This is a genomic window from Chitinophagales bacterium, from assembly GCA_020635995.1.
Classification (GTDB): Bacteria; Bacteroidota; Bacteroidia; order Chitinophagales; family UBA8649; genus JAFMKE01.
Genome location: JACJYS010000009.1, coordinates 1 through 18,000, shown reverse-complemented (window position 1 = coordinate 18,000; position 18,000 = coordinate 1). Strand labels below are relative to the sequence as shown.

Annotated in this window: 17 protein-coding genes; 6 read left to right on the top strand and 11 right to left on the bottom strand. The window is 32.3% G+C overall.

The window, feature by feature from the left end; all coding sequences use genetic code 11:
- Window positions 1–7: 7 nt before the first annotated feature.
- Together murQ and H6578_11535 are read left to right on the top strand one after the other, a co-directional pair.
- Window positions 8–832 carry an N-acetylmuramic acid 6-phosphate etherase gene (murQ, locus tag H6578_11540; GenBank protein ID MCB9227783.1) on the top strand — a complete coding sequence of 275 codons (825 nt, stop codon included), beginning with the start codon at window positions 8–10 and terminating at the stop codon, window positions 830–832.
- A gap of 101 nt (window positions 833–933) precedes the next feature.
- Window positions 934–1,506: a hypothetical protein gene (locus H6578_11535; protein ID MCB9227782.1), complete on the top strand. Its 573-nt coding sequence runs from the start codon at window positions 934–936 to the stop codon at window positions 1,504–1,506.
- A 16-nt stretch (window positions 1,507–1,522) separates the two neighbouring features.
- On the opposite strand, the gene H6578_11530 is transcribed toward H6578_11535, so the two are convergent.
- The 9 genes from H6578_11530 to H6578_11490 form a co-directional block, all read right to left on the bottom strand.
- Window positions 1,523–4,183, bottom strand: a complete 2,661-nt coding sequence (locus H6578_11530; GenBank protein MCB9227781.1) for a hypothetical protein — start codon at window positions 4,181–4,183, stop codon at window positions 1,523–1,525.
- A 110-nt stretch (window positions 4,184–4,293) separates the two neighbouring features.
- Window positions 4,294–5,316, bottom strand: a complete 1,023-nt coding sequence (locus H6578_11525) for an FAD:protein FMN transferase (GenBank protein MCB9227780.1) — start codon at window positions 5,314–5,316, stop codon at window positions 4,294–4,296.
- A 1-nt stretch (window position 5,317) separates the two neighbouring features.
- Window positions 5,318–6,769 (bottom strand): cardiolipin synthase, encoded by a 1,452-nt coding sequence (cls, locus tag H6578_11520; GenBank protein MCB9227779.1) that lies wholly within the window; start codon window positions 6,767–6,769, stop codon window positions 5,318–5,320.
- A 316-nt stretch (window positions 6,770–7,085) separates the two neighbouring features.
- Window positions 7,086–8,420, bottom strand: a complete 1,335-nt coding sequence (locus H6578_11515; GenBank protein MCB9227778.1) for an NADH:ubiquinone reductase (Na(+)-transporting) subunit F — start codon at window positions 8,418–8,420, stop codon at window positions 7,086–7,088.
- A gap of 25 nt (window positions 8,421–8,445) precedes the next feature.
- On the bottom strand, window positions 8,446–9,060 hold the full coding sequence (gene nqrE, locus H6578_11510; protein MCB9227777.1) for an NADH:ubiquinone reductase (Na(+)-transporting) subunit E: 615 nt from the start codon (window positions 9,058–9,060) through the stop codon (window positions 8,446–8,448).
- Window positions 9,061–9,092: 32 nt separating this feature from the next.
- Window positions 9,093–9,749, bottom strand: a complete 657-nt coding sequence (locus H6578_11505; protein ID MCB9227776.1) for an NADH:ubiquinone reductase (Na(+)-transporting) subunit D — start codon at window positions 9,747–9,749, stop codon at window positions 9,093–9,095.
- A gap of 8 nt (window positions 9,750–9,757) precedes the next feature.
- Entirely contained in the window at window positions 9,758–10,477 is a 720-nt protein-coding gene (gene nqrC / locus H6578_11500) for an NADH:ubiquinone reductase (Na(+)-transporting) subunit C (protein MCB9227775.1), read from the bottom strand.
- A gap of 1 nt (window position 10,478) precedes the next feature.
- Window positions 10,479–11,762: an NADH:ubiquinone reductase (Na(+)-transporting) subunit B gene (locus H6578_11495; GenBank protein MCB9227774.1), complete on the bottom strand. Its 1,284-nt coding sequence runs from the start codon at window positions 11,760–11,762 to the stop codon at window positions 10,479–10,481.
- Window positions 11,763–11,797: 35 nt separating this feature from the next.
- Window positions 11,798–13,414 (bottom strand): Na(+)-translocating NADH-quinone reductase subunit A, encoded by a 1,617-nt coding sequence (locus H6578_11490; GenBank protein ID MCB9227773.1) that lies wholly within the window; start codon window positions 13,412–13,414, stop codon window positions 11,798–11,800.
- Between the two features lie 488 nt (window positions 13,415–13,902).
- Between H6578_11490 and H6578_11485 the strand changes: the two genes are divergently transcribed.
- The 4 genes from H6578_11485 (at window position 13,903) to H6578_11470 (ending at window position 16,207) form a co-directional block, all read left to right on the top strand.
- Complete coding sequence (locus H6578_11485; protein MCB9227772.1) at window positions 13,903–14,511, top strand: YqgE/AlgH family protein; 609 nt, start codon at window positions 13,903–13,905, stop codon at window positions 14,509–14,511.
- Window positions 14,512–14,607: 96 nt separating this feature from the next.
- Window positions 14,608–15,708: an alanine--glyoxylate aminotransferase family protein gene (locus tag H6578_11480; protein ID MCB9227771.1), complete on the top strand. Its 1,101-nt coding sequence runs from the start codon at window positions 14,608–14,610 to the stop codon at window positions 15,706–15,708.
- Window positions 15,708–16,070, top strand: a complete 363-nt coding sequence (locus H6578_11475) for an SdpI family protein (GenBank protein ID MCB9227770.1) — start codon at window positions 15,708–15,710, stop codon at window positions 16,068–16,070. The genes H6578_11480 and H6578_11475 overlap by 1 nt, the downstream gene beginning before the upstream one ends.
- Complete coding sequence (locus tag H6578_11470) at window positions 16,067–16,207, top strand: AAA family ATPase (GenBank protein MCB9227769.1); 141 nt, start codon at window positions 16,067–16,069, stop codon at window positions 16,205–16,207. Before H6578_11475 ends, H6578_11470 begins: the two co-directional genes overlap by 4 nt.
- Before the next feature lie 27 nt (window positions 16,208–16,234).
- Here the strand turns inward: H6578_11470 and H6578_11465 are convergent, their stop codons facing one another.
- Entirely contained in the window at window positions 16,235–17,200 is a 966-nt protein-coding gene (locus tag H6578_11465) for a DUF4249 family protein (GenBank protein MCB9227768.1), read from the bottom strand.
- A gap of 2 nt (window positions 17,201–17,202) precedes the next feature.
- Window positions 17,203–18,000, bottom strand: a 798-nt coding sequence (locus H6578_11460) for a TonB-dependent receptor (GenBank protein ID MCB9227767.1), incomplete at its 5' end; no start/stop codon positions are given.

Below are 18,000 nucleotides of genomic sequence, written 5' to 3'. Positions count from 1 at the left end.
AAAATCTATGAAATTTGTACTCATGAAAACTACAGAAAAAGAATCGCTTTACAATGATATTGATAAAATGACAACCGCTGAACTTCTTTACAACATTAATAATGAAGATAAAAAAGTGGCTTTAGCAGTAGAAAAATGCATACCTCAAATAGAAAAAGTGGCAGATGCCGTTGCGGATAAAATGTTAGCAGGCGGAAGACTTTTTTATATAGGAGCCGGCACCAGTGGCAGATTGGGCATTGTAGATGCCAGCGAATGTCCACCCACTTTTGGCGTTTCTCATAGTTTAGTAGTCGGTTTAATTTCCGGAGGAGATAAAGCTATAAGAAAAGCGGTAGAGTTTGCCGAAGATGATACTGCTCAGGCTTGGAAAGATTTAAAAGAACACAAGATATCTGAAAATGATTTTGTGATAGGTATAGCCGCATCGGGTACTACGCCTTATGTAGTAGGTGGATTAGAAAAATGCAATGAAAACAATGTAAACAATGCTTGTATAGTGTGCAATGAAAATTCTGTGTTAGCTAAAACAGCACAAATGGCTATTGAATGCGTTGTGGGGCCAGAATTTGTAACAGGAAGTACCAGAATGAAAGCCGGTACGGCTCAAAAACTGATACTAAATATGATAAGTACCAGCATTATGGTTAAGCTGGGGCGAATAGAAGGCAATAAAATGGTAAATATGCAACTAAGCAATGATAAACTGGTGGCAAGAGGCATAAAAATGGTGCAAGATGCTACTAAGTGTAGTTTTGAAACTGCCGAAAAAACTTTAAAACAAACAAATAGTGTGAAGAAAGCGATAGAGAGAATTAGGAATTATAAATGAAAAATTCTTAATTAAATAGAGGAATTCTTAAAAAATAATAGGCAGTATTCAAAAAAAGCAATAAAAATAAATTTGTAATTAAAAAATTAATAATTAAATAGATGCACAACATAGAACCATATTGGAAATGGAGAGATTTATACTTGGCAGAAGAAGATGAACGTTCGCCTTTTTATGGTAGAGAATACTCTGAATTTGAATATACGCACGCTATATACAACCACATTATACATCCACAGTGGGACGATATAAGCTCGCCTACCCTCTTTATAAAAATACTTTTTGCCGATTATGACGAAGGCTATTGCGTAATAGAAATGATAGGCGAATGGAACGACAGCATACATAATGATATTATGTTTTTAAAGCGAGATGTTATTGACAAACTAATAGCCGAAGGAATTTATAGGTTTATTTTGATTGGCGAAAATGTATTAAATTTTCATGCTGAAGAAAACGATTATTACGTTGAATGGTATGACGACATAATAGATGAAGGTGGCTGGATAGCTCTGCTCAACTTTAATGAACACGTATTAAGAGAAATGCAAGAAACAGAAATATTGATGTATTTGCATCACAATAAAATATTAGATGAAATACACTGGCGAAAATATACTCCCGATAAATTGTTAATAATAGTAGAAGATACTCTATTGAAAGCAATAGGTTGATTGTAAATGATAGTCATTACCAACCAAACCCACCAAGACCTTTATTAATACGGTCTTTTACTTGTTCTTTAGCTTTATCTACCTCATTTTGCACGTTTTCTTTCACTTGCTCTTTGGCTTTATCTACTTCTTGCTGTGCTTGCTCTTTTGCCTTGTCCAGTTCTTTTTGAGCCTGTTCTTTAGCTTGATCCTTAGCTTTATCTAGTTCGTTTTGTATGCTTTCTTTTATTTGGTCTTGTAGTGCTTTATCGCCATCTTCAGCAGTTACTTTTTTTATTGTAACTTTTGGCTTGGTAACATCTCCTACCACACCCAAATGGAAAGTTAAACTTTTAGGAACACTTAAATTTAACAATGGAATATTTTGTTTGGCCAAAAATTGGTTTGCCATAGTTGCCGCACCTCCAAACTTATCGGAAGGAACAGTAAGTGCTATGGTATAATCTATACTTTGGTCAAAACCATTGCTTCCTTGTATATTCATTAAAATATCTTGCATTTTTACATCAAAAGGTTCTACATCTACTCTACCCTCTCTAAATTTCAAAACTGTCCAAGCGTTTTTAAGCTCTGGATTTTTTAAAAAAGGAACTTTTGTTACATCACTTATTTGATTCATTAGTGGCATATCTGCAAAAGTGGCATAAGGAATAGTTACTTTACCTAATCCGGACAAAGCAGTTAAATCTAAACTCATATCTTCATTTAACATGGTGTTTAAATCCATATTTGTACTAAACTTACCTGTTAAAAATTTACTTAAAGGAACTAAAGCTTTTACAGAATTGAACTGATTAAATGTTTGCTGAATATCAAAATTATTAATATCCCAATCTAAATCTAATTTTGGTTTATTGGTGTTTTTAGTGTCATAAGCACCAGATATTTTAGCCGTTCCGCCCATTAAATTAGCATTCAAATTATTTAAAGTCAGCTTCTCGTCTTTCATTAATAAGCTACCGTTCACATTTTTCATTTCTATATTATCATAGTCTATTTGATTGGCTTTCAAACTGGCTACTACGTCTAAATTTGCGGGCACTTTTGTAGCTCCACTTTCCGCTTCTGTGCCGGCAGTTTCTGTAGTTTCTTCTGTAGTGCTTCCTAATAACTCATCTACATTTATTTTATTAGAAACAACATCTAAGTTTGCGGTAAGTAAACCGTCTGACAATACATAATTAATAATATTTTCAAGTTTTCCGGTAATATTAAAATCAGAAGCTCCTAATACGGTATTTTTAGCGGTAAAATCGGCATATTTTGGGGTAAAATTCAAATGAATTTCATCTGCATTAACAGCCGAAGGCAAATCTTTGGCTTCGTATTGCAAACCTTTTATATCCAATAAACCTGTAAAATCTACATCTTCATATTTTTCTTGCTCTACGGCACTTAACAATCCTTTAAAAGTAATATCGGCATCTACATTTCCTTTTATAGTTTTCACATCTTCTAAAGGATAAAAATCAGGTACTTTTTCTAAAGGTAAACTTCCTTTTACTGCCAAATCTACATAAGGATCTGCTAAAACATGCTGAGCGTTTAACCTCATTTGTATAGGCTGCCCCACTACATTAAATTTTGCATTTGGCACATTTACATTGGTATTATCTAAATTAGCTGTTTTATTGCTTACATTAGCACTTAGGTTTATGTTTTCAATAGCAGAAGGCAAATCGGGATATTGAATTTTCCCATTTTCTATACTTAAATTCAAATCAAATGCGGGTGTTTCCGTTTCGGTAATATTTCCTTTAGCAAAACCATTAAAAGTGAAATTCCCGTCAGCCTTTAAGTTTTGGTAGTCTTTTAAATATTCAGCCGGAATTAAAGACAACAATTCTTTAAAATTACTTTTATCTGCCGAGAATTTTAAATCTACCGAAGTTGTATTTTCATCAGGCAAACTAACATTTCCATTAGCATATAGCTTTAATGCATTAATAGTTAGCTCATTATCTTTTAAAGTGTAAGTATTGTTAGGTAAATCGGCTTCTACATCCATAAAAGCATCTATTTTAGCTTTGTTAAGGTATTGCGTAGTTCCACTTAAAAAACTTAATTCGTCTATGGTTAGTTTTGTTTCTACATCTGCTACATCCTTTATATAGTCTGCTTTTGCCGTTAAGTTTAAATTATTAATCAAAATTTCATTTTGAGCCACAAAATCTTTATAAAAGAGTTTCCCTTCCGATACAGTAAGTTCATTAACATTAATGTCTATTAAACTTGTAGTGTCGTCTTGCTCTGCTTTTTCCTCACTTGTAGGCAAAATATCGTAATTAGCAATGGTATCTCCCGTGGAGGTAATCATACTGTAAGCCAATATTTGAGGTTTTTCTAAATGAATAGTTTTCATTTCTAAACCTTCTTTTTTAATTAATTTCATAAGGTCTAAACCAAAACCAATTTGTTTTACATTAGCCAAAGTATCGCCTGCAAAATCATTTCTACCCACCACGGTTAAGTCATTTAGGGTAAAATATAGGTCGGGAAAACTTTTTATGATGCTTAAATCGTAAGAAGTATAGTCAACATCAGCTTTTAGTTCTTTGTTTATTTGTTCTTTTATTTTGGCATTAATTTGGTCTTTAAACACAAAAGGAATAGCCACTACAGCTCCAATTAAAAGTACAAAGAAAATAAGGAAGCCAATTAATATTTTTTTAAACATGGTGTTTTATTTATTTGGCTAAATTATTACAATTTTTGAACCAATTATATGGAGAGTTGCATTTTTATTAAAATTTAATATCGTTAAGGCAGAGTTATAAGTACCAAAAATTACTCAACTATCATTTCCACTACTTTATCTGTTGCTTTAAATTCTAAATTTCCATTACTATCGGCATATATTAAATAACATTCTAACTCTTTATGCTTCAATACAAAATTAAAGCAAGAATCTACACCCATAACCATACATGCTGTAGCATACGCATCGGCAGTCATACAATTATCTGCTATAATGGTGGCACTTAGCAAATTAGACATTTTAGAATAACCCGTTTTAGGGTTTATAGTGTGCACTATTTTGCTTCCGTCTTCCAGTATTCTTATATTTCTATAGTTTCCGGAGGTAGCCATTGCATTATTATTAAGCTCTATAACCGTAAAAATACTTCTGCTCTCTTCATCCGGTTTTTCTATTCCTAGTCGCCAAGCTTGTCCGTCTGCTTTTTTGCCGTGCGTTCGCACTTCTCCACCTATTTCAACCATAAAATTAGAATATCCTTTGCTTAATAAATATTCTGCAACCGCATCTACACCATAGCCTTTAGCAAAAGCTGAAAAATCTAATTGAATATTTTTTAGTTTTTTAATTTCTTCATTTTCTTCGTCAATAACTACTTCTTCGCTCAAATCGCCATTTATTTCATGTACTAAAGAATCTATATAACTACTATCTATTTGAATATGTCCATTATCTTTAGCAAAACCATAATAAAGCACCAAAGGCATTACTTTAGGATTAAAAGCATCATTACTTTTATTCATATATTCCATTGAGCTATTTAATAGTTTAATAAATTCAGCATTTACTTTTACCATTCCCGTATCTGAGCTATTAAATTTAGAAATTAATGAGGTATCTATGTAAGTGCTAAAATTATTGTTTACATCTATTAGCAGTTGGTTTATTTCATTTAAAACAGTTGCCGAATCAATTGCCACAGTATCAATAAGTTTTATAGAACCCCACGTACCCATGGTTTCTATTTCAAGATTTGTTTGATACTTTTTTTGCTCTTGTTTACAAGTCAAAACACAAACTAAAAGTACTAATATTAACACTGCTTTTTTCATATTATAATAATGCCGAGAAGAGTTTAGAAATTTTTTCAAATATTTTAATGTAAAATGGTCTGTTTAGCCATCTATCGTAAGTCAGTTCATAGCTGTTTTCCAAATCGGAATAGAATGTTTTAGCCAATTTCATTGCAAAATCTTTATTATAAACCAAGGCATTTATTTCAAAATTTAGATTAAAACTTCTGTTGTCTAAATTTGCTGTTCCTACTAAAGAAAGCACATCATCTACCACCATGGTTTTAGCATGAACAAATCCTTTTTTATACCTAAAAATTTTAATGCCATTCTTTAATAAATCCTCATAAAAAGACTGAGAAGCAATGTTTACAAAAAGCGAATCTCCTTTTCCGGGGATTAATAAAATAACCTCAACTCCTCTTAAAACTGCCATTTTAAGTGCGGCTATAAAATCTACTGATGGAATAAAATAAGGTGTTGTAATCAGTATTTTTTCTTGAGCTATATGCAGTGCTTGCAAGTAGGTATAGTATATAGCAGGATTTTCTGAATCGGGGCCGCTGGGAACTATTTGTGTCCAAGTTTCTTGCTTACTTTTATCTTCACTTAGATTAAAATATTCATTTTTTATTTCAATTTTCTTACCGGAACAAAAATTCCAATCGGCAATAAAAATACTTTGCAAAAATGAAACACTTTCGCCTACAATTTTCAAATGTGTATCTCTCCAATAGCTGTTATTTCTTGTATTGTCATAATTATCGGCTATGTTTATGCCTCCCACAAAACCTATATGCCCATCTATAACCACTATTTTTCTGTGGTTTCTGTAGTTTAATCTGTTGGCAAAATTTATAAACAATATTTTAAAAAAAGGATAAACTTCTACTCCATTTTCCTTTAGCCTTTTCACAAATTTTCGTCTGATTTTATTACTACCAAAATCGTCATAAATCATTCTAACTTCTAATCCTTCCTTAGCTTTTGCTATTAAGATATCGGCTATTTCGTTGCCTATAGTATCATTATCATAAATGTAATATTCAATATGAATATGATTTTTGGCATTTTTAAGTGAGCTGAGCAGTTCGGGATATTTTTCTTCGCCATTTACCAGCAGTTGCACCTCATTATGCTTAGTGTTTAGCATTCCTGTATCGTTATACAGCATTTTGCTTATTCCTGTATAAGCGGAGTCAAACTCTTGCTCAAAAATATTATTGTAAACACTTGTATAATCTATAATTCTTTGATTTATTTCTTCAAATTGTTTCTTATCGGAAATAATTTTTTTAGAATAAATTTTATGCTTTTTATAGTTAAAACCTACGGCAAAGTAAAAAGCTACGCCAATTATAGGTACTATAATTATAAATAGAATATAGGCTATGGATTTTGACGGAGAGTCGGTATCAAAAATTATTTTAAGGCACACTCCTATTACAAACAGAACATATAATATTTCTAAAATAATAAGTAGTGGATGCATAATTTTATTTAGTGTAAACTTAATTAAAAATCAAATAAAAAGTACACAGATAACCTTAGATTGCTTCAATTTTATTCATTCTTCATAAAATTTCGCAAAGACATAGTGATTCAATGTGTTGTATTTCAACTTATCCTGAACTCACATAATTTATATAAAGTCTGAAAAATAATTTCACATTCCATAATGTTCCCCCACCTGAAAAGGAGGGGAAAAGGGGTGGTTTTATAAAAGTATGTGAAATTATTTTTTGGATACAATATAATAAAAAAGTCCCGACTATTTCGGGACTTTTTTATAGTGTTTTTTTTGGAAATTAACCACCAAAATCATCAAAGAATACTTGCTCTTTTGGTATTCCCCAATCATCAGCCATTTTAAGCACTGACTGGTTCATCATTGGAGGACCACAGAAATACAATTCCAAATCTTCCGGAGCTTCGTGCTTACTTAAAAACTGCTCAATTACTACATTGTGTACAAAACCTTTAAAGCCATCTCCATTAGGATCGTCTAAATTTTCTTTTAATGTCCAGTTATCTTCCGGTAATGGATTATCTAAAGCTATGGCAAATTTGAAATTAGGGAATTGTTTTTCTATTTCTCTAAATTCTTCAATATAAAATAACTCTTGCTTAGTTCTACCACCATAGAAGAAAGTAACTTTTCTTCCTGTTTTTAAAGTATGGAACAAGTGGTATAAATGAGAACGCATAGGAGCCATACCTGCTCCACCGCCTATATAAAGCATTTCTGCATCGGTATCTTTTATAAAAAACTCTCCATAAGGACCGGAAATAGAAACTTTATCGCCAGGTTTTCTTGAAAAAACGTACGAAGAACAAATTCCCGGATTTACAGCTTGATAACCGTCCCAAATTCTTTTTCCACCTTCATTTTTAAACTTAAATGGCGGTGTGGCTATACGTATGGTTAACATTACTTTATTTCCTTCGGCAGGATGATTAGCCATAGAATAAGCTCTAAATTCTTCTTCGGTATTTACCATTTTCAAACCCCACATTTTAAAATGATCCCAATCTTTTTGGAATTTTTTAGGGTCATCATGATACTTAGGATGAGCAGTAATATCCATATCTTTAAAATCTACAGTAATTTTAGGTACGTCTATTTGAATATAACCACCTGCTTCAAACTCTAATATTTCGCCTTCCGGTAGTTGTACATCAAATTCTTTAATAAATGTAGCCACATTATAGTTTGAATTAACTGTACATTCCCATTTTTTAACACCAAATACTTCTTCCGGCACTTCTACCGTCATGTCGTTTTTTACTTTAACTTGGCAAGCTAAACGCAATTTCTCTCCTACTTGCTTTCTTGTAAAGTGGTTTTTTTCTGTAGGTAAAGTATCGCCTCCTCCTTCTGGTATATGGCATCTGCACATAGCACATGTGCCACCACCACCACAAGCTGAAGGTAAGAATATACCTTCTCCAGAAAGTACATTTAATAATGAAGAACCCGGTTTTGTTGTTATTTGTTTCCCTCCGTTTAAGGTTATAGTTACATCTTCGTCAGATACTAACTTAGATTTAGCAAAAAGTAAACCTCCTGCTAAAACCATAAGTATAAACATAAATACTATAACACTTGCTACTAAAAAAACAAAATCTATTGCTAAAAACATTTCTGTTACTTTTAAAATTTAAAAATTAAAGTTTTATTCCCATTAAGCCCATAAAAGCTAAACCCATTAAGCCTGTAATAATAAATGCCATTCCCAAGCCTCTTAATGGTGCCGGAATATTTGAGTATCTAATTTTCTCTCTTATAGCGGCTAAAGAAACTATAGCTAAGAAAAATCCGAATCCACTTCCTAAACCAAATACTAAACTTTCTACTAAGTTGTACTCTTTAGTTATCATAAATAATGTACCTCCCAAAATAGAACAGTTTACAGTTATTAATGGTAAAAAGATACCCAAAGAGAGGTATAATGAAGGTGAAAATTTTTCTATAACCATTTCTACTAATTGTACCATGGCTGCAATAACACCAATATAAATAATTAGTCCTAAAAATTCTAAACTTACATTTTCTAAAGATGGGCTTATCCACGATAACGCTCCTTCTACTAATAAGTTTTCTCTAATTATCCAATTGACCGGAGCTGTAACACCCAATACAAATATTACTGCCGCTCCTAAACCTAAAGCTGTTTTTACAGATTTAGATACCGCTAAATAAGAACACATACCTAAGAAATAGATAAGTATCATGTTCTCTACAAAAGCTGATTTTACGAATATGTTTATTAAATCTCCCATTGAAATTTCTTTTACTTTTTTATCAATTTATCTTAAGATATATCTACTAATTCTTGATTTTTACTTCTTTGTATCCAAATAATGATACCTATAATAAATATAGATGCTATAGGTAAAACCATTAAACCATTGTGGAAAAACGCATGGAAAAAGCCATGTTTTAAGAAGCTGATATTATGAAAAGCTTCTTCTCCAAAAAATGTAAATCCTAACAAAGAACCTGTACCAAATAATTCCCTTATAGTACCTACAATTAATAAAATAGCTGCATATCCTAAGCCATTTCCTATTCCATCTAAAAATGAAGGCAATGGCTTATTTCCCATAGCAAAGGCTTCTAAACGTCCCATTACTATACAGTTGGTAATAATTAAGCCAATATAAACCGAAAGTTCTTTACTTAAATCATAAGCAAATGCTTTTAAGGCCTCTCCTACTAAGGTTACTAAAGCCGCTATAACAACTAACTGGACTATAAGCCTTATTCTACCCGGTATATAATTTCTTAACGATGAAATAGTTAAGTTTGAAAAAGCCGTTACTAAAGTAACCGCTACACCCATAACTAATGCATTGGCAATATTCCCAGTTACAGCTAAAGCTGAGCATACACCCAATATTTGAACAGTAATAGGATTATTATCACTTAATGGATCTGTTATTAATTTTTTTGTATTAACATCACTCATTTTATTGATTATTTATTTAAAAAGTTTTTATAAATCTCTGCGGTATGTTTTACCATAGCGTCTATTCCATTAGTTGTTAAAGTGGCTCCGGCTAAACCATCCACACCTTTTCCATTGGCTGGTAGTTTTCCTGCTTTGTAAACTACAAAATCATAGTTTCCATTAGTATCAAATAAACTTTGATTGAAAAATTGTTTTCTAAATTTATATTTTACTAATTCTGCTCCTAAGCCCGGGGTTTCTCCTTTATGGTCAAAAGCCACACCTTTTATAGTTTTTTTATCTTCTTTCAAAGCTATATAACCATTAATTTCATCCCAAAGTCCTAAACCTAACATTTGCAATGCATAAGTTTTTTCACCATTATTAGTATATTCATATACAGGAAATAGTTTATTTTCTAATGGTTTTGAAGCATCTTTCATCTCTTTTCTAAAATCGTAAGTTGCAGGTATTTTTTCTTCTACAACATCACCATTATAGTCAACTAAATAAGCTTTTACATTTTTTTCGTACTCACTATTAACAAAATTAGCTGTTAGCTTACTACTTTCATCTTCTTCAGAAAGTGCTAAAAGCGATTTCATTATTTTCGTTCTAGTATCTAATAATACATTAGCATCTATTGTAGGTTTTAATGCACTAGAAACTAATGCTAAAGCACCACCTACTACCACCACCATTATGGCTAAAAAGCCAAGTGTGTATCCGTTTGAGTTTGTATTCAAATTAGGCACGTTGTAACCTCCTTTTAATATTATTTTGTAAAACCATATAGTCTATAAGTGGGGCAAATACATTTAATAACAATATTGCCAACATCCAGCCTTCTGGATATGCTGGGTTCAATACTCTTATTATTATACCTACTACACCTATTAAAAATCCATATATCCACTTGCCGGTGCTTGTTCCTGCTGCGGTAACAGGGTCTGTAGCCATAAATGCCATAGCAAATAATAAACCTCCCATTGTAAACTGATAATACCAAGGAACACTTAAGAAAGCATTAGTTAACTCATTGGCATACATGCTGTTAACTATATTTAGTAAAGCAGACATAAACACTGCTCCTAATACTAAGGATAACATTATTCTCCAACTTCCAATTTTTGAGAAAATTAAAAATATTGCTCCTAAAATAATTCCTATTTTACTAACTTCTCCTACAGAACCTGGTACATTTCCCCAAAGTAAATTAGAAGTAGAATAAGGATGATAAACCTTACCGCCTATAGTTACAGCATAAGCCTGCACGCTTTCCCAGCCACCTTTAGCTGCTAAAGATAATGGCGTAGCTCCCGACCAGCCATCTACTAATGTAGCTCCATTGTGAATACTAAAGAAATCAGATGCTCCGAATAAAGAAGCAAAAGCATTAAAACCTTTGTGCAACCATGTATAATCTTGTGTTACCCACACTTCATCTCCCGATATTTCTGAAGGAAAAGCAAAGAACACAAATACACGAGCTACTAAGGCTACGTTAAAAACATTCATTCCTGTACCGCCAAATGCTTCTTTAGCTATTACTACTGCAAATGCTGTAGCTAAAGCTACTATCCAAAGTGGCGTAGCAGGTGGCATTATTAACGGAATTAAAAATCCCGATACTAAAAATCCTTCTTCTATACCGTGTCCTTTTTTAGCAGCAAACAAAAACTCTATTCCCAAGCCCACAATATGCACTACTATTATAGTAGGCAAATATTGTAAAACTCCAAAGATTAGTTTTTGGAAAAAACCACTAAAGAAACCCGGGTACATGCCTAATGAAAAATAGTGTTGATGTCCTATATTATACATACCTATTAAAAAGGCAAACTGCATAGCTAAAACAACATGAATCATGGTACGTTTTAAATCCATACCATCTTTAATATGTGTTCTACCCTTTGTTACATGATTAGGAACATAAAAAAATGTATCCATACCGTCCCAAAGTGTATGCAGAAAAGGACTTTTAGCCTTATCCGGCTCTATTTTGTCCATGAAATTTCTAATAAACTTCATTCTTTATCTATTTATTTATTTTAAAGTAATTATTATTAACTCTGTGAACGAATAAAATCTAATCCCGTTCTTAAAATTTGCTGCAATGGTTGTTTTGATGTGCAAACAAATTCACACAAAGCAACATCTTCTTCTATCAATTCATATATTCCTAATCCTTCTATTTCTTCAAAATCTTCTTTTATGATAGATTTGAATAAAAACTGAGGATAAATATTCATTGGCAATACTTCTTTATACTCTCCTGTTACCACAAAAGCTCTTTTTTCGCCATGAGTATTGGTATTTACATCATAAGTTTTGCTTTTAGGAAAAGTAGGCGATAAACTTGGACGAGCATAAGAAGGAATTAGCCAACCAAATAACTCATATTCATCTCCTTCTTCTATTACGGATATTTGATTGTCATAAAATCCTAAAAATCCGTCTTTGCCTACTGCTGTTCCCGATAATGGATCTCCGGAAATAACCCGAGAATTTTCATTTTTAAGATTATCTTTAATTAAACCTGCTATATTAACACCTTGTGTTGTTTCTACGTAGTTTCTTTCTTTTAATACATTTCCGGCTAAAGCTACTATTCTTTTAGGGCTATAAATACCTTCATTAAATAATTTACCTATTACGGCTACATCCTCTGGCTGAATAGTCCATACAATATCTCCTTTGTTAATTGGGCTAATGTGGTGTATTTGAATACCTACATTTCCTGCCGGGTGAAGTCCGTTTACAATATTTACAGTTGCTCCATTAATATTATCTAACAAACTGCTATCTGTATTGTTTGTAATGTTTAAATGTACATTATCGGTCAATTTAGAAAGCACTTCAACTCCTTTTTGGAAATCGTTTTTGTTTAATCTATTTAATATTTCATTGTAATTAGGAGCTAAAGGGGCTGTATCAAAACATGAGACATGAATACTTTTAGGCGTATGATTTAAACTTGGAACTATTCCATAAGGTCTTTCTATAAATAAAGCTAAAGTGCCACTTTCTGCCAATAAATTTAAAATATCTTCTCTTGAAGATACATTGGTATTAAATTTCTTGTATTCGTTTTTAGCGTCTGCCTCTATTATAATTTCGGTAATGGCACGTTTAGCACCTCTTCGTATTTCCTTTACTTTGCCACTAACTGGCGATACAAATTTAACACCTTCAAAACCGGTATCATAAAATAAGGCATCTCCGGCTTTTACTGTAGCACCTTCTTTAACCAACATTTTAGGAATTGGCTTTAACCCGACAAAATCGGTTGGCTTAACGGCATATAAATTAGACTCGTATTTTTTAAAATCATTACGAGCATTGCCACTTAATTTAATGTCAAACCCTTCTTTTAAGCTTATGCTTTTTCCGTTAACCGACTTTTTTTTTTTAGATTGTCCACTCCCTAAAAAATAATTTTTAAAAGAGTTAAACAAACTTGTAGTTTCAGCACCTTCTACTTTTTTAGAAAGTAATTTTATTATGCTATCGCTTAGCAAACCTACAATAAAAACCACTAAGGCTAATAATCCGGCAAACAAACCAAAAATTAAAGTGGTGCTTGACGGCTCTATAGGGCTTGCAAAAGACAATAACGATAATGTTGAAAATAAAAAACTAAAAGCGAGTTTTGAGTTAATACTGAATATGTTTTTACTCATGTTTTTTAAATAATTTACTTGTTGAAGTAATTTTTGAAAGTGCAAAATTACAATAAAGAAATTAATAACGAAATAATCTTTCAACAATTATTTATTTTACAACCTGAGTTCGGTTAATCTTTATGGAACAGAACGCTTGGGGGTAGTGAGATACAACTAAAAATACTGCACACATAGCGGGTTATCTGCCATAGGCAGACAAGTTTTGCAAGTATTTTTAGGAAGTAGATTACTGCCATGAAGCGTTAATGAATAAAAAAATAGCATAAAAAGACTTTTTTATACTATTGCTCATTGCTAAAATAAAAAATGCTTCGTTGTGAAATCTTGATTTATCCCGATAAATCTTCACTTTCACGCCTTGCCTTTTTCATTTTATTCAATGCCTGTTCTTATAAATATTAATCTAACTCAGGTTTATATTATTCTAAAATAGACAATACCCACTTTTACTCTTTTCTTTAATAATATGTATTAAATTTGTGCAAATGAATAAGTATAAAAAGGATTTAGAAAAATTTCAATGGGATTATACTAAGGAAATTAGAAAAAAAATAGAACCCGGCTCTATTTTATTATCTCAACCTTTTATGGATGACAATGTATTTAAAAGAACGGTATGTTTTGTTTGTGCACATAATAGAGAAGAAGGTTCTTTTGGTTTTATTTTAAACAAACCTACTACTTACAAACTTGCCGATTTTGTGGATAACTTAAGTGCTATAGACAATACTATATATTATGGTGGTCCTGTAGGAAATGACACCTTGTATTTTTTGCACGATAATTCATTAGAACTTGAAGGAGCTTTAAAAATAACAGACAATATTTATTGGGGTGGCGATTATGAAGCGTTGCAAATAAAACTTGCTACTAATAAAGAAGCTCAAAAAAGAATACGATTTTTCTTAGGTTATTCGGGTTGGGGTGTTGACCAACTTAAAAAAGAGATTATAGAAAACTCTTGGATAATAAGCCAAAGCAAACCCGAATACATATATAATGAAGATAAAAACCTGTGGAAATCAATAATGAATAACATGGGCGAACTGTATCAACACTTAGCTAACCTGCCTGAAAGACCGGAATTGAATTAGATTGTTAGACAGATAGATAGTTAGATGTATAGACAATTAGATAGATAGACGGTTAGACGATTAGATTTTTAGATAAGAGATTAAAGACAAATAAAAATGACAGATAGAAACTTATTAATGATTCCGGGTCCTATAGAATTTGAACCGGAAGTACTACGAGCCATGAGCATAAAAACAGCCAGCCATGTTGCTCCAAATTTTATAGAAACATTTGGCAACTGCTTAGATATGATACAAAAAATATGGCAAGCACCTACAGGGCAAGCATTTATAGTGGCAGGAAGTGGCACTTTGGCAATGGATATGGCTGCTGCAAATATTACAGAGCAAGGAGATAAGGTTTTAGTACTTTCTACGGGATATTTTGGCAAAAGATACAAAGATATTTTTGATAGATATGGAGCAAAAACTACTATAATAGAAACGCCAATAGGCGAAACTATAGATTTAAACACAATAGAAAATGAACTAAAAAAAGGTATTTATAAAATAATATCTATCACTCACGTAGATACTTCAACAGGCGTGCTAACGGATGCCAAAAACATTGCTGCTATAGCTAATAAATACAATGTTCTTTCTGTTTTAGATGGTGTATGTTCTGTAGCTGCCGAAGAAATAGCTCAAGAAGAATGGGGAATAGATGTGGTTTTAACCGCTTCGCAAAAAGCTATAGGCGTGCCACCGGGTTTAGCTTTGCTGGTAGCCTCTGAAAAAGCAATAAATGTATGGAAAAACAGAACTACTCCTGTTCAAAATTACTATGCCGATTTTGCTAATTGGCTACCTATAATGAAAGCTTACCAAGAAAGAAGACCTTCTTATTTTGGCACACCTGCCGTTAATTTAATAAACGCTTTAGAAGTTAGTTTAAAGCAAATACTGGCGGAAGGTTTACAAAACAGATTTGCCAGACATAAAAATTTGGCTACATTATTTAGGACTGAATTAAAAAAGCTGGGTTTTAAATACGTACCCACTAAAGATAAGCATACGGCTAATACTTTATCGGCAGTGTACTACCCTACTCACGTAAACGGCAATGATTTTAGAAAAAAATTAGCCAAAAATAATATTATAGTAGCAGGCGGTTTACTCCCCGAAATAAAAGAGCAATATTTTAGAGTGGGTCACATGGGTGCTGTAACAGAAAATGATATAGTGGCGGTAATAAACGCTATAAAAAAGAGTATTTAATGGATATTTTAGAAAACATAATACTTCAACCATTTATTTTTATTCCTTTAATATCAACTCCCTTTTTTATAATAATGGCAGTTGTAATGCTGTTCTACCCACCTAAAACAATAGGACTAATAGGCTACAGAACACCACGTTCTATGGAAAACGGACAAGAAGTATGGGATTTTGCACAAAAATATTCAGCCAAACAGTTTCTTTTATTTCAAACCATATACTTATTTACTACCGTACTAACTTTTATTCATTTTTCCAATCCGGTATATGCTTGGCTTTTAGCTATAGCTCTTAATATTATATTTGCTATTATTCCAATTATTACCACGGAACGAAAGCTAAAATCTAAGTTTACTAAATAATGCGTATTTATATTGTAGGAACTACAGGAAGTGGAAAAACTACTTTGGCTACAAAAATTGCGGAAAAACTCAACATTCCATTAATAGACTTAGACGAATTGCATTTCAAACCGATTAGGACTGGTATTATCTATTGAGCATTTTTCAAGTACCACCACTAAAAACTACTCTATAATAACCGTAGTATAAAAACTTTGATTGTAGCCGGCAAAAATACCTAAACCACCTGTAACATTTGTCAGTGCTTTTACAGGACTGCTAAAAGGCGTATCGCCCCCGTCAGCATCTATACTACTCCAAAATAAATAAGATTCTCTATCTATATTATTCCACATTACAGTTACTGTATCACCCAACTTAAATGCCCCTAATTCCGAAATATCATCTGGTCTTTCTTCTACGCCCGGTGGTAAATTGCCTAATGAATCTCTTACCAAAATAGAAGGATAACCTCTTTCTATTGGTAAAGTTAAACTTTCTGCACCTTGAAAAGTAGCATCGCTCCAATTAGCTCCCGTTGTGCCCGGTGGAAAAAACGGTTCGCTGTTTCTTTTTGTTAAGTATCGTACATAATTTCCGGAACCCGTCATTCTTAAATGAATAAAAACGGTGTATAAAGAATCAAAATTTTCTTTTTTCACGTAAGTTAATGAATCTAAAGGACGTAAGGGCGGAATAGTAGTACTGGCTGTTAATGTTTTGTCCTCATACTCTATACTTAAATTATAAGTGCCATTTTCTATTCCCATTATAGTGTTAGAGGTGTCAATATAAACAGGGATAAAATATAATATTATAGGGTCAAGCAAAAACTGCTCTGATAAATAAGCCTTTTGAACAGTAGTAAGTTCATTAGCTGTTCTTCTGGCTAAAGTTACTTCCATACCCGATTGGTCTGTTACTTTAACCGTAGCATTGCCACTATAAAATAAACTATCTAAATCTATTGTTTGTCCATTAGGAAAACTATTGGTTAAAAGCACAAAAGGTGTTTCTCCTTTTAGTACATAACCTTCCACTACTAATAAATCTTCTACATCGCCTACATCAAGAAATACGTCTTTCTCGCAAGATGTAACTAATATTCCTGTTAATAAAGCTATTGTTATTATAATTAATATCTTTTTCATCTTTAAAATTTAAAATTCCATGAAAGTGTCGGCAAAATTGGAAACAAGGATACTTGTTTAGTCTGTACTTCAAATGTTGAACCTATTACATTACCATTGGCATCTGTTTTAACTTCACTATTTATATCATCATAAAAAAAGTACGGATTTTTTCGGCTGTATAAATTGTAAATAGATATATTCAAATCAGAATAACGCTTTTCATTATCTTTCAGCACATAAGTAAAACCCACATCTAATCTATGATAAGCAGGCAATCTATATCCATTTCTTTTGCCATAATCTGCTCTAAGTTCGCCATTAATAAAATATCTACGTACGGCTATTGTGGTATTTTGTCCACTGCTATACACAAAAGTGGCACTTAGCTTTATTCTTTTGGTAATATCGTAAATTAATACTACCGATAAATCGTGTCTTCTATCGTATTTAGCCCAAAATTTTTCGCCTTTGTTTAAAGTAGGAAAATCTCTTTCTGTCCAAGCTAAAGTATAACCTATCCAGCCATTGAATTTGCCATATTTCTTTTTCACAAAAAACTCAGCACCATAAGATTGTCCTGTTCCAAACACAAATTGGTCTTCCGTATCTCTGTCTGTTCCGTCAGATTTTATAGCTTCTTCTCCATATTCTATTTGATTCCAAAGTTTTTTATAGTAAACCTCTACAGAAGTTTCATAAGTATTATCCTTAAAATTATGGAAATAACCTAAAGATGCTTGCAGTCCTCTTTGGGGCTTAACATAGGCTGTACTGGGCACCCATAAATCTGTAGGGAAAGTAGTAGTACTTTGCGAAAC